The sequence below is a fragment of the Variovorax sp. MHTC-1 genome (assembly GCF_003984645.1).
Classification (GTDB): domain Bacteria; phylum Pseudomonadota; class Gammaproteobacteria; order Burkholderiales; family Burkholderiaceae_C; genus Variovorax.
The window spans coordinates 156,344-176,153 of record NZ_RWKI01000004.1; the positions used below are offsets into that span (position 1 = coordinate 156,344).

The following is a 19,810-nucleotide window of genomic DNA, read 5'->3' on the forward strand; positions in this document are numbered from 1 at the left end:
TTTTTTCAAGCCGGCTGGGCGGCGTTGTCGACGACGGCGACGGGCGTGAACTGCCGCACGTCGACCGAGGCCTGGCTCGATTCGAACCACGGGTCCGGTTCGCCGTCGAGCGCGAACTGCAGCCGCTCCCACAAGGCCTTGCGGCCTTCGGCGTCCTCGAGAATCTTCTTCTTGACGTAGTCCAGGCCCACGCGGCCGATGTAGTGCACCGTACGCTCGAGGTACCAGCCCTCTTCGCGGTAGAGCTGCAGGAACGCGCCCGCGTACTCCATCACTTCCGCGGAGGTCTTGACCTTCACAAGGAACTGCGCCACCTCGGTCTTGATGCCTCCGTTGCCGCCCACGTAGAGCTCCCAGCCCGAATCGACGCCGATCACGCCCACGTCCTTGATGCCGGCCTCGGCGCAGTTGCGCGGGCAGCCCGAGACCGCGAGCTTGACCTTGTGCGGCGAGTACATGGCCCACAGCGCGCGCTCCAGGTCCTTGCCCATCTGCGTCGAGTCCTGCGTGCCGAAGCGGCACCACTCGCTGCCGACGCAGGTCTTCACCGTGCGCAGCGACTTGGCGTAGGCGAAGCCCGAAGGCATGCCGATGTCCTTCCAGACGTTCTCCAGGTCCTCCTTCTTCACCCCCAGCAGGTCGATGCGCTGGCCGCCCGTGACCTTGACGGTCGGGATCTTGTACTTGTCGGCCGCGTCCGCGATGCGGCGCAGCTCGTCGGGCGTGGTGTGGCCGCCCCACATGCGCGGGATCACCGAGTAGGTGCCGTCCTTCTGGATGTTGGCGTGGCTGCGCTCGTTGATGAAGCGGCTCTGCGGATCGTCCTTCGCCTCCTTGGGCCAGGTCGAGATCAGGTAATAGTTGACGGCCGGGCGGCAGGTGGCGCAGCCGTTGGGCGTGCGCCAGCCGAGGCCGCGGTACACCGCGTCGTGCGTGAGCCAGTGCTCCTTGCGGATCGCGTCGCGCACGTCCTGGTGGCTGGCGTCGGTGCAGCCGCAGACTGCCTTCTTCTTCGGCGTGGCCGAGTAGTCGCCGCCGGCGGTGAACATCAGGATCTGTTCCACCAGGCCGGTGCACGAGCCGCAAGAGGCGCTGGCCTTGGTGTGCTTCTTGACCTCTTCGAGCGTGAACAGGCCCTTGTCCTTGATCGCCTTGCAGATGGTGCCCTTGGTGACGCCGTTGCAGCCGCAGACCTCCGCGTCGTCGGGCATGCTCGCGGCCTTGCTGTGGCCCTCGTGGCCGGTGTCTCCGATGTTGGATTCGCCGAACATCAGCTTGTCGCGGATGTCGCTGACGCTGCGGCCGTCGCGCAGGAGCTTGAAGTACCAGCTGCCGTCGACCGTATCGCCGTAGAGGCAGGCGCCGACCAGCTTGTCGTCCTTGATCACCAGCTTCTTGTAGACGCCGCCGAAGGGATCGCTCATCACGATCTCCTCGGTGCCTTCGCCGCCCATGAACTCGCCGGCGGAGAACAGGTCGATGCCGGTGACCTTGAGCTTGGTCGAAGTCAGCGAACCGAGGTAGCGGCCGATGCCGAACTGCGCCAGATGGTTGGCTGCAACCTTCGCCTGCTCGAACAAGGGTGCGACCAGGCCATAGGCGATACCGCGGTGGGCCGCGCATTCGCCGACCGAGTAGATGCGCGCGTCGGTCACGGTCTGCATCGTGTCGGTGACCACGATGCCGCGGTTGCAGTAGAGGCGCATCTTCTCGGCCAGCTCGACGTTGGGGCGAATGCCCACGGCCATCACGACCAGGTCGGCCGCGACTTCGGTGCCGTCCTTGAAGCGGATGGCCGCAACGCGGCCTTCATCGTTGCCCACCAGCTCCTGCGTCTGCGCGCCGATCAGGAACTTGAGGCCGCGGTCTTCCAGCGACTTCTGAAGCAGCTTGCCCGCCACGTCGTCGAGCTGGCGCTCCATGAGCCAGGGCATGACGTGCACCACGGTCACGCTCATGCCGCGCAGCATCAGGCCGTTGGCTGCTTCCAGGCCCAAGAGGCCGCCGCCGATGACCACCGCGTTCTTGTGCGTCTTCGCGGTCTCGATCATGTAGTCGGTGTCGGCGATGTCGCGGTAGGCGATCACGCCCTTCAGGTCCTTGCCCGGGACGGGCAGCATGAAGGGGTTGGAGCCGGTGCACATCAGCAGGCGGTCGTAGGCGGCCTCGGTGCCGTCCTCGGCCCGCACGATGCGCTTGACGCGATCGACCTCGACCACCTTCTTGCCGGCATGCAGCGTGATGTGGTTCTCGGCGTACCACTCCCAGCTGTTGAGCACGATCTCGTCGACCGTCTGCTCGCCGGCGAGCACCGGCGACAGCAGGATGCGGTTGTAGTTGGGATGCGGCTCGGCGCCGAAGACGGTGATGTCGTAGAGATCGGGTTCGATCTTCAGCAGCTCTTCGAGCGTGCGCACGCCGGCCATGCCGTTGCCGACCATCACGAGTTTCATCTTCTTCATGGGGTGGGACCTTTCAAGCAAAGAGGGGGCTCGCGGCTTGCGCGGACAATCGCGCGCCATGAGCTTCGAAGTAGAGATCGGCTACAGCAGCCACCGCGGGCCGCGCCCGCAGAACGAGGACTTCGCCGGCGCGGTGCATGCGCCGCGCGGCGAGGAGTCGCGCGGGCTGGTCGCGGCGATCGCCGACGGCGTTTCTTCGGGCGGCCATGGGCTGGAGGCCGCGCAGACCACCGTCATCGGCCTCCTGGGCGACTACTTCGCCACGCCCGACACCTGGGAGCCGACGGTCGCGATGGACCGCCTGATCGCCGCCCAGAACGCCTGGCTTGCCGATCACAACCGGCGCCGCCGCCAGGACAGCGCCATGACCACGCTGACCGCCCTGGCCCTGCACGGGCAGAGCTACACGCTGGCCCATGTGGGCGACACGCGCGCCTGGCGCGTGCGCAAGGGCGAGGGCGCGGCCACGCAATTGAGCGTCGACCATGCGCTGGACCACCCCGACCTGCGCAGCCGCCTGACGCGTGCGGTGGGCCTGGACGACCACGTGCGCGTCGACTACATGCAGGGCGAGCTGCGCATCGGCGACTGCTTCGTGCTCAGCACCGATGGCGTGCACGGCGTGCTGAAGCCCGCGCGCGTCGCCGAGCTCGCGCTGGCCACCAACGCGCAGCAGGCCAGCGACGCGCTGGTCGACGCCGCCATCGCCGCCGGCACCCGCGACAACGCCACCGCGCTGGTCATCCGCGTGCTGGGGCTGGATGCGCGCCAGCTGCACGACGAGCTGGGCGATGCGCGCCGCCTGGACCCGCCCGCGGCCCTGAAGGTGGGCGAGGTGCTTGACGGCTACGCGATCACCGCGCTGGTCGCCGACACCGGCGTTCATCGGCTCTACCAGGCCCGCCACGCGCAGAGCCGCATGCTGGTCGCGCTCAAGACCCTGCACCCCTCGCGCGCCAGCGATCCCGAGGAACGCGCCATGCTGGCGCACGAGGCCTGGCTGGGCCTGCGCGTGGGCGTGCGCGGCGAGCCCGGCTTCGTGCGCGTGCACGAACGCGCAGCCGAGGCCAGCGCGCTCTACACCGTGTTCGACTGGCACGGCGGCCGCACCGTCGAGCAGATGCTGCGCTCCGGCACGCGCCCGAACGTGGCCGAGGTGGTGGCTGCCGCGGTCCAGATCTGCAAGGCGCTGGGCCGGCTGCACCGCCACGGCGTGGTGCATCGGGACATCAAGCCCGGCAACCTGCACCTGGGCGACGACGGCTGCTGGCGCATCCTCGACCTGGGCGTGGCGCTCTCGGGCCGCGAGGGCGCGGCGCAGCGCGAGCTGCATGCCGGCACGCCGAGCTTCATGAATCCCGAGCAATGGGAGGGCGCCGTGCCCGATGCCGGCAGCGACCTGTTCGCCCTCGGCGTGGTGCTGTACCAGTGGCTGGGCGGACGCCTGCCCTACGGCGAGATTGAGCCCTACCAGATCGCCCGCTACCGGCGCGACCCGGTGGCGCTGTCGCGCATCCGGCCGGACGTGCCGATCTGGCTCGACCATCTGGTGCGCAAGGCGGTGGCGCGCGATTCGCGGCAGCGCTTCGAGACCGCCGAGGAGATGCTGCTGGCCCTCGAGCGAGGCGCGGCCCGTCCCGTCGGCGCGCCGACTGCCACGCCGCTCGCGCGGCGCGATCCGGCCCTGCTGTGGAAGATCGCGCTGGCCGCGTCGCTGCTCTTCAACGCGCTGCTCGTCTACTGGCTGCTGTTCCTGCCGCGCTGAGCGCAGGAGGGGGAGGGGGCGATGCATGGCCGTCAACGTCCGGCGCTGCGGCGCAGCGGCCGAACCGGCCGATCGCCCTCGTCGGCCGGACCGGTCGGTACGCTGCGTGCGCGCCCGCCCTTTTCGGCCCAGGTCCGCGTCCAGCGGATCTGCATGACCCGCATCACGCCGAGCATCACCAGGGCCAGCACCGCGAACAGCATGAAGCCCCACATGTAGGTGCCCAGGTACTGCTTCGACAGGCCCATCGCATTGGGCACCAGGCCGCCGCCCAGGGCGCCGATCTCGCCGATCATCGAGCCGGCCACGGCGGTGGTCGTCGGCCAGCGCAGCGGCACCAGCTGGAACAGCGCGCCGTTGCCCGCGCCCAGGGCGGCGAAGCACACCATCAGCAGCAGCGTGGTGATCGCGAGCGAGCTGGAACTCAGCCCGATCAACGCCAGCGAGACTGCGGACACCACCAGCACCAGTGTCAGCGTGTTGACGCCGCCCCAGCGGTCGGAGATCCAGCCGCCCATCACGCGCACCGCGGCGCCCATGAAAGCGGCCAGCATCGTCAACTGGCCCGCCTGCACCTTGCTCACGCCGAATTGGTCGTGGTAGTAGGAGGGCAGGAAGGTGGTGAGGCCGATGAAGCCGCCGAAGGTGATGCCGTAGATCAGGCTGAAGGCCCAGCCGTCCTTCTCGAACAGGCAGGCCACGTGCTCGCGCATGCTGGCGTGGCTGTCGACGTCCGGCGGCTCCTGGGCGAACAGCACCATCACTGCCATCGGTACCAGGATGGCCACTGCCGCCACGCCGTAGACGGCCTGCCAACCGAGCCACTGCGCCAGCGGCGGCGCGACCAGCACCGACAGCGCCGTGCCCACGTTGCCGGCGCCCACCAGCCCCATCGCCAGGCCCTTGTGCTGCGGCGGGAATGAGCCCGAGCCCAGCGACAGGGCAACGCCGAAGCTGGCGCCCGCGATGCCCAGCAGCACGCCCATCGCCAGCAGGTCGTTGAAGCTGTGCACCATGAAGAAGCCGAAAAGCATCGCCACCGCGATCAGCCCCATCTCCACCAGCGTGGCGTTCTTGCGCCCGATGTACTGCGACAGGATGCCGAGCGGAAAGCGCATCAGCGCGCCGGCGATGATCGGGATCGACAGCATCAGCCCCTTCTGCGCCGCATTCAGCTCGAAGGCCTCGCTGATGAAGGGTGCCATCGCGCCGTTCAGCACCCAGATGCAGCACGAGAACATGAAGTAGAAGAAGGCCGCAAAGAGGGTGGGTGCGTGCCCGGAGCGCAGGAATGACTTGAAGCTGGACATGGCGGTGGCAATGCGTAGAGCATCCGCACAGCCGTGGCGAGGCTGCGTGGATGGGCGATGGATAAGCGTTCCCCGCCGGGCGCCGGCGGGATGGAGGGGTGGCGAGCGAGTCCCTGCCGGAACCCGGGTCGGCGCGGTTGCCGAGGACTTCACCAAAGCGGTGCTTCGTTACACCGCGCTCTTCACTACGCAAGACGCGTGCCTGCCGCAAGAGGCGTGCTTCGCCTATGCTGCGCTCGCCTCCCTTGTTCGCGATCCAACTTCCATGATTCGACTCCTGCTCGTCTTGCCTGACTCCGATGCCGCGGCGCTGAGCCAAGTGCTGGCGGATGCGGATGCCGCCGCCATCGGCTTCAGCACCTGCGACACGATGGTGCAGGAGGCCGCCATGCTCGCACCGCAACAGGTGCTGATCCACAGGCCGGCGTCCATCCCCGATCTGCAGGCGGCGCTGCAGGCCTGGGCCGGCGCGCCGCCGTATCCGGTCGTCGTGGTCAGCGAGCCGCTCGCGCCGCAGGCGCACGAGGCGCTCGTCGAACTGGGCGTGCAGGCCTGGTCGTGCGCCGAGACCCTGGATGCGCAGAGCCTGCGCGCCGTGCTGGCGCGCGCGCAGGCGCGCTGGCAGCGCGAGGCCGCGCTGCGCGAGACGCTGGCGCGTTCGCTCGCCCACCTCGACGAACGCAAGTGGGTCGACCGCGCCAAGGGCCTCCTGATGTCGGTTCGCGGCATCGGCGAGGACGCCGCCTTCGGCCTGCTGCGCGGCGCCGCGATGCATGCCAACCTGCGGGTCGGCGAACTCTCGCGTTCGGTGGTCGAGGCGGCCCAGTGGGCCGAGGCGATCAACCGTGCCGGGCAGCTGCGCATGCTCTCGCAGCGGCTGGTGCGCCTGGCGGCGCAGGCGCTCGCCGATGTGGATGCGCGGCGCAGCCGCGCCTTGCGGGCGCAGTCGGTCGAACGGGTCAAGGACAACCTCGATCACCTGGCTTCCCTTCCGCTGGATTCGACCTCGATGCAAGCGTTGGCGGCCGTGCGCTCGACATGGGATGCCATGGATGCGGCGCTGTCGTCGCGGCTGTCCGCGGCCTCGCTGGCCGCCATCGACGCCAGCGGCGAAGAGCTGCTGGTCGCCGCCGAGGCGCTCACCGACGTGCTCGAATCCTCCGCCGGCCGCCGGGCCTTGCGCATCGTCAATCTCTGCGGGCGGCAGCGCATGCGCGCCCAGCGCCTGGCCAAGGACGCGCTGCTCGGCGCGATGCTGCCCGGGGGCGCGTGGAGCGCCCGCCTCGCGCCCACCATGGACACCTTCGAGGCCTCGCTGCTGGAGCTCGAGCGTGCGCCGCTGAGCTCGCCCGAGATCCGCGAGGCGCTCCATGGCGCCCGCGACGAATGGCTCAGGCTGGTGCGCGGCGTGCGCCATGCCGACCGAGCCGAGGGGCGCGCCGACCTGGTGCGCGCCAGCGAGGTGCTGGCCGACACCTTCGACCGCTTGACCGCTTCATACGAACACAGCCTGCAGGTCATCATGTCGTGAGCATGGCTCTCCCCCAGGCTGCGCGCACTTCGTGTCGCTGCGCCAACCCCCTCACCGGGGGCAACACCAGCGGCCCGGCAAAGCCGGTTCCGCGGTGTTCCACGAACGGGCCTGGCTTCGCCGGCCGCGGAGTTCATGGGTCGCCGATGGTGCGTCAGGCCGCGACCTTCTCCACGTGCGCCTGGCGCGTGTAGAGAAAGTCGATCACGGCCTTGCGCGCGTGCACGTAGACCGGGTCTTCCGCGAGCTCGACGCGGTTGCGCGGGCGCGGGATGTCCACAGCCAGCACTTCGCCGATGGTCGCGGCCGGACCGTTGGTGAGCATGACGATGCGGTCCGACAGCAGCACGGCCTCGTCGACGTCGTGCGTGACCATCACCACCGTGCTGTGTGTCTTCTGCACGATGGCGAGCAGTTCGTCCTGCAGCTTGGCGCGCGTGAGCGCGTCGAGCGCGCCGAAGGGCTCGTCCATCAGCAGCACCTTGGGCTCCATCGACAGCGCGCGCGCAATGCCCACACGCTGCTTCATGCCGCCGGAGATCTCGCCCGGACGCTTCTGCGCGGCCGGCGCGAGGCCGACCAGCGCGAGCGCCGCTTCGGTGCGCGCCTTGAGCTGTGTCTTGTTCTCGGTCGAAGCGAACACGCGCTCGACGGCGAGGTAGACGTTCTCGTAGCAGGTGAGCCAGGGCAAGAGCGAATGGTTCTGGAACACCACCGCGCGCTCGGGGCCCGGGCCGCCGATCTCGCGGTTGGCGCACAGCAGGGTGCCCTGGGTCGGCGTCGTCAGGCCGGCGATCAGGTTCAGCAGCGTGGACTTGCCGCAGCCCGAATGTCCGATCAGCGTGACGAACTCGCCCTTGGCGACCGCGAGGTTCACGTCGCGCAGGGCCAGGAAGCTGCCCTTGGGCGTCTTGAAGCGCTGCTCGACGCCGTGGATCTCGATGTACTTGCCGTCTTGGTTCATGCCTTCACCTCTTCGAACGTGAATGCGGTGGCGATCTTGATGAGCGCGAACTCGAGCACGAGCCCGACGATGCCGATGACGAAGATCGCGATGATGATGTTGGCGACGTTGAGGTTGTTCCACTCGTCCCAGACCCAGAAGCCGATGCCGACGCCGCCAGTCAGCATCTCGGCCGCCACGATCACCAGCCAGGCGGTGCCGACCGCGAGGCGCACGCCGGTCAGCATGTAGGGCAGCACGGCGGGGAACAGGATCTTGGTGAGGATCTTCCACTCGGAAAGATTGAGCACCCGGGCCACGTTCATGTAGTCGCTGGGCACGCGCTGCACGCCCACGGCGGTGTTGATGATCATCGGCCAGATCGAGCAGATGAAGATGGTCCATATCGCGGCCGGGTTGGCGCCCTTGAAGACCAGCAGGCCGATCGGCAGCCAGGCCAGCGGCGACACCGGTCGCAGCAGGCTGATCAGCGGATTGAACATGCGCGAGAAGAATTCGAAGCGGCCGATCGCGAAGCCGGCCGGGATGCCGACCGCGGCGGCGAGGCCGAAGCCGAGCGCCACGCGCTGGAGCGACAAGAGCACGTTCCAGCCCACGCCCTGGTCGTTGGGCCCCTTGCTGTAGAAGGGGTCGCTGAACACGGTCAGCGCCTGTTGCCAGACGGCCGCCGGCGACGGGAAGCCGGTGGTGCTTTTCAGCGCCACGAGTTCCCAGATCAGGACCAGCAACGAAAAGCCGAGGATCGGCGGCAGCACGCGCAGCCAAATCCAGCTGAAGTCGCGCGGGGCGAGCGGCGTGGCCTCTTCCTGTGCTGCGGGCTCTGCAGACGGGACAGAGGCGGCCGCGGACTTCTTGGCGAGCGCCGGTGGGGCGAGATGCCCTTGGGCAGCCTCGAGCGGGGAGTGAAAGACAGCACTGACCATGGCGGGCTCCTCAGGCATTGACCTTGAACGACTCGGCGTACTTCTTCGGATCCTTGCCGTCCCATATCACGCCGTCCATCAGCTTGCTGCTGCGCATCGTGTCCTTCGGAACGGAGGTCTTGGTCGCGGCTGCAGCCTGCTTGTAGATGTCGATGCGGTTGATCTCCGTGGCCACCTTGAGGTAGTCGGGGTGTTCCTTCAGCAGGCCCCAGCGCTTGTGCTGCGTGAGGAACCACATGCCGTCGGAGAGGTAGGGGAAGTTCACCGCACCGTCGTTGTAGAACTTCATGTGGTTGGGGTCGTCCCAGTTCTTGCCCAGGCCGTTGGTGTAGCGGCCCAGGATGCGCTGGTTGATGGCGTCCACGCTGGTGTTGACATAGCTCTTGTCGGCGATGGTCTCGGCCATCTTGTTCTTGTTCTGCAGGCCGGCATCGATCCACTTCCCGGCTTCGAGAATCGCGGCCGTCACGGCGCGCGCCGTGTTGGGGTATTTCTTGACGAAGTCGCCGGTAGTGCCGAGCACCTTTTCGGGATGGTCCTTCCAGATGTCCTGCGTGGTGACGGCCGTGATGCCGATGCCGTCCATGATCGCGCGCTGGCCCCAGGGCTCGCCGACGCAGTAGCCGTCCATGTTGCCCACGCGCATGTTGGCGACCATCTGGGGCGGCGGCACCACGATGTTCTTCACGTCCTTGAAGGGATTGATGCCCGCTGCGGCCAGCCAGTAGTAGAGCCACATGGCGTGGGTGCCGGTCGGGAAGGTCTGGGCGAAGGTGTATTCCCGCTTGTCGGTGGCGATCAGCTTGGCCAGCGACGCGCCGTCGACCGCGCCCTTGTCGGCCAGCTTCTTCGACAGCGTGATCCCCTGGCCGTTGTTGTTGAGGGTCATGAGCACGGCCATGTCCTTCTTCGGGCCGCTGATGCCGAGGTGCACCCCGTAGACCAGACCGTAGAGCACGTGGGCGAAGTCGAGCTCGCCGTTGACCAGCTTGTCGCGCACGCCGGCCCAACTCGCTTCCTTGCTCGGCACGATCTTCACGCCGTACTTCTTGTCGATGCCGAGCACCGAGGCCATGACGACGCTGGCGCAGTCGGTCAGCGGAATGAAGCCGATCTTGACTTCCTCCTTTTCGGGCTTGTCCGAGCCCTGGGCCCAGACGGCTGCGCGCAGGGCGGGGTCGAGCCCGACTGCGCCGATGGCGGCGGCTTGCAGCACGCGGCGGCGATTCAACTTCGGTTTCAGCAGATCGGTCATGGGGCGAGCTCCGGAATGAAAAAGACGAAAGCACAAAACAAAAAAAGGCGTCCCGACCGCGCAGGGGCCGCTCGATATCGAGCCCTGCGGGATGGGGACGCCTTTGTCCGGTTCGGTGGGTCGCACCCGCCGTTGGATGCCACCTGCCAGAAGACCTTTGCAGGTCTATGCAGGGTTATCTAGCAAACTGCGTGCCAGTGATTCGAAGAGGTGGCCTGCTATTAAATCGATAGCTGCCGAAGTCCGTGCCGTGAGCATGGGGCAGCCAATCCATCGAACCGCGATCGGAGCACAGTTGTTGTGCAGTGCACCAATTCAGGTGTGAGGCGCCCGCGATGCCGGCTCGCGGGGCAGGTACTCGGCCATCGATAGCACCGATTCGGCGACGTCGACCAGCCTGCGGTTCTGGCTCATGGCCGTCTGGCGCAGCATCTTGTGAGCTTCCTCCTCGCTGAGGCGGCGATGCGCCATCAGGAGGCCCTTGGCGCGTTCGACCAGCTTGCGCTCGTTGAGGGCCGCGCGCACGGTGTCGAGTTCGTCGCTCATCGCCTGCAGCCGGTGCGACTGCTCCTGCACCATCTCCAGAATCGATCGCTCCAACTGCCGGCCGTAGGGCGTGGCGGAACCCATGGTTTGCGGATGGCCCGGGGCGTCTGCCGCGGGCTGCTCGTCGAAGAAGATTGCCGGAGTGCCCGCCTCGCGCGCCAGCTTGGCCAGCAGCGCGTCGTGGGCTTGCAGCTCGGCCCTGGCCTGGCTCGTTTTCTGTTCGCAGATCCGGCGCAGGTCGGCGGCCAGCCGCTCTTCGACCGATTGCATCGCGTCGATGCGCCGGCTGCAGCAATCGAACCAGGTCTGGCTCAGATCGGTATCGAGCGCCATGCCGGAGGGTGCCGCGCAAGCGATGCGGCGCAGCCGTTCCTGCTCTGCCAATTGGGCGGGGGACTGGCTGGCGCGCCAGAGCTCGGCGAGATCCGTGCCCGAGAACTCGGCGAAGACCTGGAAGCAGCGCTCCTGCGATTCGATCAGATGCAGCCACTGCTGCTGGCGCGCGCTGTCGTTATGACCCGAGGCAAAGGCCGCCCCGCCGCAGGCGCGCTCCTGGCCGGCGAACTCCTTGCCTTGCATGAAATTGAACATGGCCACCAGCTGGCGAGAGATTTCCGGGTCGGTGGCGCCATCCGCGGCTTCGAACACTACCGCTAGCAGCCCGGCGATCAGCTTGACGAAGGCGGCCGTCGCCTCGGCCGGGCTGAGCTCCAAGGCGCCGACGCGGCGGCGCAGCTCGGGCAGCGCCTCGAGGCCCGGCAGCACCCAGGCGATGCGGCTGAACAGGCGCGCTCCGTTGCCGATGCGGCCGGCATCGGCCTCGAGCCGATCGAACGAAGCGCGCACCGCTTCTTCCACGCGCAGGCATTCGGCGATCTGCTCGCTGCGCTGCGAGGCGAAGCGCTGGCCGCGCGAAGCCAGCAGCACATTCGAGATGCCGCGCTCGCGTTGCAGTGCATGGACCAGGCGGCCGATCGTGCCGACCAGCGCGCTGGTGCGGGCGAGCTGCTCCAGCGCGTCGATTTCGCAGCGCAGGGCGGCAATCAGAAAGCTCAGTCCGGATTTCATCGTGGGTGCGACGGCTGCAGTGCCATCCCAAGGACATGCAGCAACATCCGTGCCCCGATACCGGGCGCACCCTACACTCGTCGCATGTTTGTATTGGGAATCGAATCGTCCTGCGACGAAACCGGCGTGGCCCTGGTCGAGTCCGGCGCGAGCGGCTTGCCGCGCCTGGCCGCGCACGCGCTCCACAGCCAGATCGCGATGCACCAGGCTTACGGCGGCGTGGTGCCCGAGCTGGCCAGCCGCGACCACATCCGGCGCGTGCTGCCCCTGGCGCAGACGGTGCTGTCCGAGGCCGGCCGTCCGCTGGCCGATATCGACGTCGTCGCCTACACGCGCGGCCCGGGCCTGGCCGGCGCGCTGCTGGTGGGCGCGGGGGTGGCCTGCGCGCTCGGCGCGGCGCTCGGCAAGCCGGTGCTCGGCGTGCATCACCTCGAAGGCCACCTGCTGTCGCCCTTTCTCAGCGCCGATCCGCCTGAGTTCCCCTTCGTCGCGCTGCTGGTCTCGGGCGGTCATACGCAGTTGATGCGGGTCGATGGCGTCGGACGCTACGAGCTGCTCGGCGAGACCATCGACGATGCAGCAGGCGAAGCCTTCGACAAGAGCGCCAAGCTGATGGGCCTGCCCTATCCCGGCGGCCCCTGGCTCGCCAAGCTCGCGGAGAAGGGCGACGCCACGGCCTTCAAGCTGCCGCGGCCCCTGCTGCACAGCGGCGACCTCGACTTCTCCTTTGCCGGCTTGAAAACGGCGGTGCTGACCCAGGCCAGGAAGCTCGGCGGCGAACTCGAAGCGCGCAAGGCCGATCTGGCCGCCTCCACCCAGGCCGCGATCGTCGAGGTTCTTCTGAAGAAATCACTGGCCGCCCTCGAGCGGACGGGGCTGGACCGGCTGGTAGTGGCGGGCGGCGTGGGTGCCAACCGGGCTTTGCGCGAACAGCTCGATGCGGCATGCGCGAAGCGCGGGGTGCGCGTGCACTACCCCGAGCTGCATCTGTGCACCGACAACGGCGCCATGATCGCGATGGCCGCCGCGATGCGCCTGCAAGCCGGCCTGGGGCAGGCGAGCGAGCGCTACGCCTTCGACGTCAAGCCGCGATGGCCACTGGCTTCGCTCTGCGCGCCTGAGCCGCAGTTCGGGTAGTCGCGGGCTTCTTGCCGTGCGAGGGCAGGGGCAGCACCTCGAGCACCTTGCGCCAGAGTCGCGACCACTGCGGCCAGTCGTGGCCGCCTTCGGTGGTGAACACGCGCCCGGCAGGCAATGCGTCTGCCAGCAGGCGGTGATTGGCCGCAAAGCGGTCGGCGAGGCCGAAACCCAGGTACAGCGGCGGCAGGCCCTTGGCGGGCTTGGAGGCCGCGTACTGCTGAAGCCAGGGCCATAGCTTGCGATCGACCTCCAGGTCCGGCGGCGGGCCTTCGGGCGCCTTCCAGGCACGCAGGCCGCCGGCCTTGTGGATTTCGGCGCCGAGCGGCCGTCGTCCGAGATAGGGGGCCAGCGCCACGATGCCGTCGACTGCGCCGGGCTTGGCCAGTTCGTGGATCAGGGCGCCGAAACCGCCGATCGAGATGCCCACCAGCCAGATCGACTTGTAACCCGTCGCACGCTGCGGCTGGAGGATGTCGTGATGCAGCCGCTCGATGAAGGTCTGGTCGTAGTAGTACGACACGTCGGCGTCGACGAGCAGGGAGTCGGCTGCCAGATCGCGCTCCCTGACCGCGCTGATGAAGCCTTCGCGCTCGAACTCTTCAGGCTTCAGGAACGCGCCCGGAAGGAACACCAGCAAGGTGTCCGACCGGGAATCGTCGTGAGCAAGCTTCAAGTGGGTTTTCATGGCGCTTCATCGAGCGCCCGAGACTTTTTCTGCTGCCGCAGTCGAAGGTATCGAACGCAAATTAAGAGGAAAGCATTTAAAAAAAACGCCACAAATGCGACGTTTTCTGTGCCTATTTTGAGTTCAGAAATGAAACGGGTCGGCAACAAAAAGTTACCGACCCGTTAACCTTTATTGCCTCTTCTTGGCTTCTGAAACAACTTGGTATCAGTTGATGGCGAGCTGCGCGACGTTGCTCACCGGCACCAGCTTGCCCAGTTTCAGGGTCAGCACGCCGTTCTCGAGCTTGGCTTCGCTGGTTCCGACATCGATGTCCTGCGGCAGTTCATAGGCGCCTTTGAATTGACGTTTTGCATCTGCCTTGCTTTCGATGCGAACCACGGCACCTTCGATGCCGATCGACAGGTCTTCGCGCGAGAAGCCAGGAACATCCAGCGTCAGCGTCCATGTCTTTTCGTCCTGTTCCACATTGAGCGAGCGGCGCGCGGTGGAAAAGACATCGTTCACGAAGCGCTCGAGGCTGCGGTCATAAGCGCGCGGCACGAAGCGGGCGGTGCGAATTGCGGGTTCAAAAAACATGATTGGGAAACTCCTGAATGAACACAACGGGACAAGAATGTGTGTCCCTTACACTGCGCGGCGTTTCAATCAACACAAGTGCCGCTTGCCACCTCATCTAGGCGCGGCGGGAGGCGTTTCAAGATGAGTCTTTCCAGCTTTATTCGGCGCCGCAAGGCCTTGAAATCCGCCGCTCTGGCGCTATGCGCGGCGGCGTTCGCGCCCGTGCACGCTCAGCCGGTGCCGCCGCCGATCCGGCTCGCGCTGGTCGAAAGCATGAGCGGGCCGTTCGCCAATACCGGCGAAGCGGTGTTCCGCAACCTGTTGTGGGCGGTCGAGCGCGTGAATGCGCGCGGGGGCATCAAGCTGCCCGGCGGCGCCCGGCCGCTGCAACTGGACCGCTACGACAGCAAGGGCCAGAACGAAGAGGCCTTGTCGGCTCTGCGCGCGGCCATGGACGACGGCGCGCGCATCGTGCTGCAGGGCAACTCCTCGGCCACGGCCGCCGCGCTGGTGGACGCGATCGAGAAGAACAACGAGCGCGACCCGTCGCGCCGGGTGCTGTTCCTCAACTACTCGGCGGTCGATCCGGCGCTCACCAACGAACGCTGCAGCTTCTGGCACTTCCGCTTCGATGCGCATGCCGACATGCGCGTGACCGCGCTGATGGAGGTACTGAAGAACGACGCCGCGCTCAAGCGCGTCTACCTGATCGGGCAGGACTACAGCTTCGGCCAGGCCGTGCTGCGCGAATCGAAGCGGCAGCTCGGTGCGCTGCGGCCCGACGTGCAGGTGGTCGGCGAGGAGTTGCATCCGATGGGCCGCGTGAAGGACTTCGCGCCCTACGCCAGCAAGATCCTCGCGAGCGGCGCTCAGGCCGTGATCACCGGCAACTGGGGCAACGACCTCACGCTGCTCGTCAAGGCGGCGCGCGAGGCGGGTTTCAGCGGCGGCTTCTACACCTTCTACGGCAACGCGCTCGGTGCGCCGGCGGCCATCGGCGACGCCGGCATCGGGCGCGTGGTTGCCGTGGCGGATTGGTTGCCGAATGTACAGACGCGAGAGTCCGAAGCCTTCTACCGCGCCTTCCGCGAGCGCTTCCCCAAGCCGGCCGAGGACTACGTGCACATGCGCATGCAGTTGCTGGTCGAGTCGCTGGCGCAGGCGATCGAACGCGCCGGCAGCGTCGAGACGGTGGCCGTGGCGCGCGCGCTTGAAAAGGCCGAGGTCACGCTGGCAGGCCAGCGCGGCCGCATGCGCGCCGCCGATCACCAGTTCCAGCAGAACCTGGTGGTCGGCGTGATGGACAGGCAGGGCACGCCCGGCGTGAAGTTCGACGTCGAAGGCTCCGGCTACGGCTTCCGCGTCGTGAAGACGATTCCTGCCGAACGGGCCGAGATGCCCACCAGCTGCAAGATGCAGCGCTCCTGATTTCCAAGGAACAGACACGATGCGCGAAGCCATCCACAACCTCGAAGCCTCCAAGATCCGGGAAGTCGCCAACGCCGGCCTGGGTCGCAGCGACGTGCTGGCCTTCTGGTTCGGCGAGAGTGACGAAGTGACGCCGGAGGTGATTCGCCAGGCGGCGATCGATTCGCTGCAACAAGGAGAAACCTTCTATGCCCACAACCTGGGCCTTCCGGAATTGCGCGGCGCCGTTGCGCAATACATGAGTGCCCTGCACCCGGCGATCGAGGCCGCGCGCATCGCGATCACCTCCGGCGGCGTCAATGCGCTGATGCTGGCGGTGCAGGCGCTGGTCGATGCGGGCGACGAAGTGGTGGCGGTCACGCCCGTGTGGCCCAACCTGACGGCGCAGCCCGCGATCCTCGGCGCGCGCGTGCGATCCGTGCCGCTGGTGCCGAAGGAAGGGCAATGGACGCTCGAGCTCGATGCCTTGCGCGCCGCGGTCACCCCGACGACCAAGCTGCTGATCGTCAATGCGCCCAACAACCCGACCGGCTGGACACTCACGCGCGCCGAGCAGCAGGCGATTCTGGATCACTGCCGGCGGACCGGCACCTGGATCCTGGCCGACGAGGTGTACGAGCGGCTGTACTTCGACCTCACGCCGAAGGGATGCGCGCCGAGCTTCCTGGACATCTCGACGCCGGACGACCGGCTCGTCGTCGCCCACAGCTTTTCGAAGAGCTTCCTGATGACCGGCTGGCGCCTCGGCTGGCTGGTGCTGCCGCCGGCGCTGATGGACGGCATGGGCAAGCTGATCGAGTTCAACACCTCCTGCGCGAGCGTGTTCACGCAGCGTGCCGGCATCGCTGCGCTAACGCACAGCGAGGAAATCACTCCGCGCGTGGTCGCCCATCTCAAGGCCTGCCGCGACACGCTGGTGCCCCTGCTCGCCGACATCCCGGGCGTCCAGGTGGCGCCCGCGCGCGGCGGCATGTACGCCTTCTTCAGGCTCGAAGGCTTCGATGATTCTCTGGCGCTCGCCAAGCGCCTGGTGGCCGAAGCCGGGCTCGGACTCGCGCCCGGCAGCGCCTTCGCGCCCGAGGCGCAGGGCTGGCTGCGCTGGTGCTTCGCCTCGAAGGACCCGAGCCGATTGGTCGAGGGCGTCCAACGCCTCAAGCGCTGGCTTGCGGCGCAGTAAGGCCCGGGCCGAGGCCAGGGATGCCGCCGATCCGGCTTGCCGGTCGGCTGGCATCGCCCCCGGTAGGGGTTGGCGGAGCGACACGAAGTGCGCGCAGCCTGGGGCGAGCTATAATTAACGGCTTTGCATGCCGCAAGGCGCACGGCGGATGCAGTTCCAGCGCCCGTCGCAAGTCAAACATCCCGGAACAGGAAAATCACCAAATGATCGCAGCCTCCATCAAGGCCGAAGTCGTCAAAGACAACGCCCGCGCCGCCAACGACACCGGCAGTCCCGAAGTGCAAGTCGCACTGCTGACCGCCCGTATCAACGAACTCACCCCGCACTTCAAGACGCACGCCAAGGACCACCATGGCCGCCGCGGCCTGCTGCGCATGGTGAGCCGCCGCCGCAAACTGCTGGACTACCTCAAGTCCAAGGACGCCGACCGCTACACCGCGCTGATCGCCAAGCTGGGTCTGCGCAAGTAAGCCGAATCGCATGCAAGAACGCCTGGGTTAGTCCGCTAGCTCAGGCGTTTTTTACTTCGGAGCCGCCAAAACAGAGCGAAGCTGTGTCATTCCAACGAAGTTCGCCCCGAATTTCTCTGGAATGGCATCGTGTTCTGGAAAGCGCTCCGGCCCCGCGGGGTCTGTGATTGCCACGGGCAAACCGCTATCAAAACAGGAGCTAAACATGAGCCTCTTCAACAAAGTCACCAAGACCTTCCAGTGGGGCGGCAAGACCGTCGTCCTGGAAACCGGCGAAATCGCCCGTCAGGCCGGCGGTGCCGTGATCGTGGACATCGAGGGCACCGTGGTGCTGGCCACCGTCGTTGCTTCCAAGACCGCCAAGCCGGGCCAGGATTTCTTCCCGCTGACCGTCGACTACATCGAGAAGACCTATGCCGCGGGCAAGATCCCCGGCAGCTTCTTCAAACGCGAAGCCAAGCCCAGCGAGCTCGAGACGCTGACCTCGCGCCTGATCGACCGCCCGATCCGCCCGCTGTTCCCCGAAGGCTTCTTGAACGAAGTGCACGTGGTGATCCACACGCTGTCGCTCAACCCCGAAGTCGATGCCGACATCGCCGCCATGATCGGCGTGAGCGCCGCGCTGTCGATCTCCGGCATTCCTTTCAGCGGCCCGATCGGCGCCGCGCGCGTTGGCTACATCAACGGCCAGTACGTGCTGAACCCGGGCCAGACCGAGCGCAAGGATTCGCAGATGGACCTGGTCGTCGCCGGTACCGAAGCGGCCGTGCTGATGGTCGAGTCCGAAGCCCTGCAGTTGAGCGAGGAAATCATGCTCGGCGGCGTGGTGTTCGGCCATGAGCAGGCCAACATCGCGATCAATGCGATCCACGAACTCGTGCGCGACGCCGGCAAGCCGGTGTGGGACTGGCAACCGGCTCCCAAGGACGAAGCCTTCATCGCCAAGGTCAACGGTCTGGCCGAAGAGAAGCTGCGCGCCGCCTACCAGATCCGCAGCAAGCAGGCCCGCACCCAAGCCCTGCGCGAAGCCAATGCCGGCGTGATGGCTGCGCTCAAGGACAGCGGCGAGCCCTTCGATGCCGCCAAGGTCGAGGGCCTGCTGTTCGACATCGAAGCCAAGATCGTGCGCAGCCAAATCCTCTCCGGGGAGCCTCGCATCGACGGCCGCGATACGCGGACCGTGCGCCCGATCGAGATCCGCAACGGCGTGCTGCCCCGCACCCACGGCTCGGCCCTCTTCACGCGCGGTGAAACCCAGGCGCTGGTCGTGACCACGCTCGGCACCGAGCGCGATGCACAGCGCATCGACGCGCTGGCCGGCGAATACGAAGACCGCTTCCTGTTCCACTACAACATGCCTCCCTTCGCCACCGGTGAAGTGGGCCGCATGGGCTCGACCAAGCGCCGCGAAGTCGGCCACGGCCGTCTCGCCAAGCGCGCCCTCGTGGCCTGCCTGCCGACCAAGGAAGAGTTCCCCTACACGATCCGCGTCGTTTCGGAGATCACCGAGTCGAACGGCTCCTCGTCGATGGCTTCGGTCTGCGGCGGCTGCCTCTCGATGATGGATGCCGGCGTGCCGATGAAGGCGCATGTGGCCGGTATCGCGATGGGCCTGATCAAGGAAGACAACCGCTTCGCCGTGCTGACCGACATCCTGGGCGATGAGGATCACCTGGGCGACATGGACTTCAAGGTGGCCGGCACCACCAATGGCATCACTGCGCTGCAGATGGACATCAAGATCCAGGGCATCACCAAGGAAATCATGCAAGTCGCGCTGGCGCAGGCCAAGGAAGCGCGCATGCACATCCTGGGCAAGATGCAGGAAGCGATGGGCGAGGCCAAGGCCGAAGTCTCCAGCTTCGCGCCGCGCCTGTTCACGATGAAGATCAATCCCGAGAAGATCCGCGACGTGATCGGCAAGGGCGGCTCGGTGATCCGGGCGCTGACCGAAGAGACCGGCACGCAGATCAACATCGACGAAGACGGCACCATCACCATCGCTTCGACCGACCCGGCCAAGGCCGAAGAGGCAAAGAAGCGCATCGAGCAGATCACGGCGGAAGTCGAGATCGGCAAGACCTACGAAGGTCCGGTCACCAAGATCCTCGACTTCGGCGCGCTGATCAACCTGCTGCCGGGCAAGGATGGACTGCTGCACATCAGCCAGATCGCGCACGAACGCGTCGAAAAGGTGACCGACTACCTGAGCGAGGGCCAGATTGTGAAGGTCAAGGTGCTCGAGACCGACGAGAAGGGCCGCGTCAAGCTGTCCATGAAGGCGCTGACCGAGCGTCCGGCCGGCATGGAATTCAGCGAGCGGCCGCCGCGCGAAGACCGCGGCGAGCGTCGCGAGCGTGGCGATCGCCCGCCGCGCGGCGAGCGCGCACCGCGTTTCGACAACGCCGAACGCGGCGAACAAGCTGGCGAGCAGGCAGTGGCCGTCGAACAGGACCAGCGTCCGCAAGAGCCCAACGGCGGCGACCGCCAGGCCTGAGGGCGAGGGCGGTGACGCCTTTGCCGTC

General features: G+C 67.0%; 15 protein-coding genes. 7 read left to right on the forward strand and 8 right to left on the reverse strand.

Features of this window, described 5'->3' with window-relative positions; translation table 11 throughout:
* Positions 1-5 precede the first annotated feature (5 nt).
* Positions 6-2,462: a nitrite reductase large subunit NirB gene (gene nirB, locus EJI01_RS08820; protein WP_126836738.1), complete on the reverse strand. Its 2,457-nt coding sequence runs from the start codon at positions 2,460-2,462 to the stop codon at positions 6-8.
* Positions 2,463-2,520: 58 nt separating this feature from the next.
* Between nirB and EJI01_RS08825 the strand changes: the two genes are divergently transcribed.
* Positions 2,521-4,227: a bifunctional protein-serine/threonine kinase/phosphatase gene (locus EJI01_RS08825; protein WP_126836739.1), complete on the forward strand. Its 1,707-nt coding sequence runs from the start codon at positions 2,521-2,523 to the stop codon at positions 4,225-4,227.
* Positions 4,228-4,259: 32 nt separating this feature from the next.
* On the opposite strand, the gene EJI01_RS08830 is transcribed toward EJI01_RS08825, so the two are convergent.
* The gene (locus EJI01_RS08830) at positions 4,260-5,537 is read right to left on the reverse strand and encodes an MFS transporter (RefSeq protein WP_126836740.1); all 1,278 of its coding nucleotides are present in this window, start codon (positions 5,535-5,537) and stop codon (positions 4,260-4,262) included.
* A 265-nt stretch (positions 5,538-5,802) separates the two neighbouring features.
* Between EJI01_RS08830 and EJI01_RS08835 the strand changes: the two genes are divergently transcribed.
* The gene (locus EJI01_RS08835; RefSeq protein WP_126836741.1) at positions 5,803-7,068 is read left to right on the forward strand and encodes a type IV pili methyl-accepting chemotaxis transducer N-terminal domain-containing protein; all 1,266 of its coding nucleotides are present in this window, start codon (positions 5,803-5,805) and stop codon (positions 7,066-7,068) included.
* A 154-nt stretch (positions 7,069-7,222) separates the two neighbouring features.
* On the opposite strand, the gene EJI01_RS08840 is transcribed toward EJI01_RS08835, so the two are convergent.
* The 4 genes from EJI01_RS08840 to EJI01_RS08855 all read right to left on the reverse strand — a co-directional run bounded on the left by EJI01_RS08840 (position 7,223) and on the right by EJI01_RS08855 (position 11,824).
* Positions 7,223-8,032: an ABC transporter ATP-binding protein gene (locus EJI01_RS08840; protein ID WP_126836742.1), complete on the reverse strand. Its 810-nt coding sequence runs from the start codon at positions 8,030-8,032 to the stop codon at positions 7,223-7,225.
* Positions 8,029-8,955: a nitrate ABC transporter permease gene (gene ntrB, locus EJI01_RS08845; RefSeq protein ID WP_126836743.1), complete on the reverse strand. Its 927-nt coding sequence runs from the start codon at positions 8,953-8,955 to the stop codon at positions 8,029-8,031. Before ntrB ends, EJI01_RS08840 begins: the two co-directional genes overlap by 4 nt.
* Positions 8,956-8,965: 10 nt before the next feature.
* Positions 8,966-10,210 (reverse strand): CmpA/NrtA family ABC transporter substrate-binding protein, encoded by a 1,245-nt coding sequence (locus tag EJI01_RS08850; RefSeq protein WP_126836744.1) that lies wholly within the window; start codon positions 10,208-10,210, stop codon positions 8,966-8,968.
* A gap of 315 nt (positions 10,211-10,525) precedes the next feature.
* Positions 10,526-11,824, reverse strand: a complete 1,299-nt coding sequence (locus tag EJI01_RS08855) for a nitrate regulatory protein (protein ID WP_126836745.1) — start codon at positions 11,822-11,824, stop codon at positions 10,526-10,528.
* Between the two features lie 84 nt (positions 11,825-11,908).
* Here EJI01_RS08855 and tsaD point away from each other — a divergent pair, with 84 nt between their 5' ends.
* Positions 11,909-12,961, forward strand: a complete 1,053-nt coding sequence (gene tsaD / locus EJI01_RS08860) for a tRNA (adenosine(37)-N6)-threonylcarbamoyltransferase complex transferase subunit TsaD (protein WP_126836746.1) — start codon at positions 11,909-11,911, stop codon at positions 12,959-12,961.
* Here the strand turns inward: tsaD and EJI01_RS08865 are convergent.
* Both EJI01_RS08865 and EJI01_RS08870 read right to left on the reverse strand, forming a co-directional pair.
* A complete protein-coding gene (locus EJI01_RS08865; RefSeq protein WP_126836747.1) occupies positions 12,906-13,649 on the reverse strand; it encodes an alpha/beta hydrolase in 744 nt (247 codons plus the stop codon). The two genes, tsaD and EJI01_RS08865, sit on opposite strands and share 56 nt — an antisense overlap.
* 207 nt (positions 13,650-13,856) lie before the next feature.
* The gene (locus tag EJI01_RS08870) at positions 13,857-14,228 is read right to left on the reverse strand and encodes an Hsp20/alpha crystallin family protein (RefSeq protein ID WP_126836942.1); all 372 of its coding nucleotides are present in this window, start codon (positions 14,226-14,228) and stop codon (positions 13,857-13,859) included.
* A gap of 123 nt (positions 14,229-14,351) precedes the next feature.
* Between EJI01_RS08870 and EJI01_RS08875 the strand changes: the two genes are divergently transcribed.
* The 4 genes from EJI01_RS08875 (at position 14,352) to pnp (ending at position 19,782) form a co-directional block, all read left to right on the forward strand.
* Entirely contained in the window at positions 14,352-15,638 is a 1,287-nt protein-coding gene (locus tag EJI01_RS08875) for a branched-chain amino acid ABC transporter substrate-binding protein (RefSeq protein WP_126836748.1), read from the forward strand.
* A 19-nt stretch (positions 15,639-15,657) separates the two neighbouring features.
* Complete coding sequence (locus tag EJI01_RS08880; RefSeq protein WP_126836749.1) at positions 15,658-16,815, forward strand: pyridoxal phosphate-dependent aminotransferase; 1,158 nt, start codon at positions 15,658-15,660, stop codon at positions 16,813-16,815.
* Between the two features lie 203 nt (positions 16,816-17,018).
* Positions 17,019-17,285 (forward strand): 30S ribosomal protein S15, encoded by a 267-nt coding sequence (rpsO, locus tag EJI01_RS08885; protein WP_007837783.1) that lies wholly within the window; start codon positions 17,019-17,021, stop codon positions 17,283-17,285.
* Between the two features lie 205 nt (positions 17,286-17,490).
* Positions 17,491-19,782 carry a polyribonucleotide nucleotidyltransferase gene (gene pnp / locus EJI01_RS08890; RefSeq protein WP_126836750.1) on the forward strand — a complete coding sequence of 764 codons (2,292 nt, stop codon included), beginning with the start codon at positions 17,491-17,493 and terminating at the stop codon, positions 19,780-19,782.
* Positions 19,783-19,810 lie beyond the last annotated feature (28 nt).

What these genes read in the sequence shown, in the direction of transcription:
- EJI01_RS08880 (WP_126836749.1), top strand. Translation starts at nt 15,658, where the DNA reads ATGCGCGAAGCCATCCACAACCTCGAAGCCTCCAAGATCCGGGAAGTC.
- EJI01_RS08875 (WP_126836748.1), top strand. Translation starts at nt 14,352, where the DNA reads ATGAGTCTTTCCAGCTTTATTCGGCGCCGCAAGGCCTTGAAATCCGCC.
- EJI01_RS08850 (WP_126836744.1), bottom strand. Translation starts at nt 10,210, where the DNA reads ATGACCGATCTGCTGAAACCGAAGTTGAATCGCCGCCGCGTGCTGCAA.
- EJI01_RS08830 (WP_126836740.1), bottom strand. Translation starts at nt 5,537, where the DNA reads ATGTCCAGCTTCAAGTCATTCCTGCGCTCCGGGCACGCACCCACCCTC.
- nirB (WP_126836738.1), bottom strand. Translation starts at nt 2,462, where the DNA reads ATGAAGAAGATGAAACTCGTGATGGTCGGCAACGGCATGGCCGGCGTG.
- ntrB (WP_126836743.1), bottom strand. Translation starts at nt 8,955, where the DNA reads ATGGTCAGTGCTGTCTTTCACTCCCCGCTCGAGGCTGCCCAAGGGCAT.
- EJI01_RS08865 (WP_126836747.1), bottom strand. Translation starts at nt 13,649, where the DNA reads ATGAAAACCCACTTGAAGCTTGCTCACGACGATTCCCGGTCGGACACC.
- tsaD (WP_126836746.1), top strand. Translation starts at nt 11,909, where the DNA reads ATGTTTGTATTGGGAATCGAATCGTCCTGCGACGAAACCGGCGTGGCC.
- EJI01_RS08840 (WP_126836742.1), bottom strand. Translation starts at nt 8,032, where the DNA reads ATGAACCAAGACGGCAAGTACATCGAGATCCACGGCGTCGAGCAGCGC.
- pnp (WP_126836750.1), top strand. Translation starts at nt 17,491, where the DNA reads ATGAGCCTCTTCAACAAAGTCACCAAGACCTTCCAGTGGGGCGGCAAG.
- EJI01_RS08870 (WP_126836942.1), bottom strand. Translation starts at nt 14,228, where the DNA reads ATGTTTTTTGAACCCGCAATTCGCACCGCCCGCTTCGTGCCGCGCGCT.
- EJI01_RS08855 (WP_126836745.1), bottom strand. Translation starts at nt 11,824, where the DNA reads ATGAAATCCGGACTGAGCTTTCTGATTGCCGCCCTGCGCTGCGAAATC.
- EJI01_RS08835 (WP_126836741.1), top strand. Translation starts at nt 5,803, where the DNA reads ATGATTCGACTCCTGCTCGTCTTGCCTGACTCCGATGCCGCGGCGCTG.
- EJI01_RS08825 (WP_126836739.1), top strand. Translation starts at nt 2,521, where the DNA reads ATGAGCTTCGAAGTAGAGATCGGCTACAGCAGCCACCGCGGGCCGCGC.
- rpsO (WP_007837783.1), top strand. Translation starts at nt 17,019, where the DNA reads ATGATCGCAGCCTCCATCAAGGCCGAAGTCGTCAAAGACAACGCCCGC.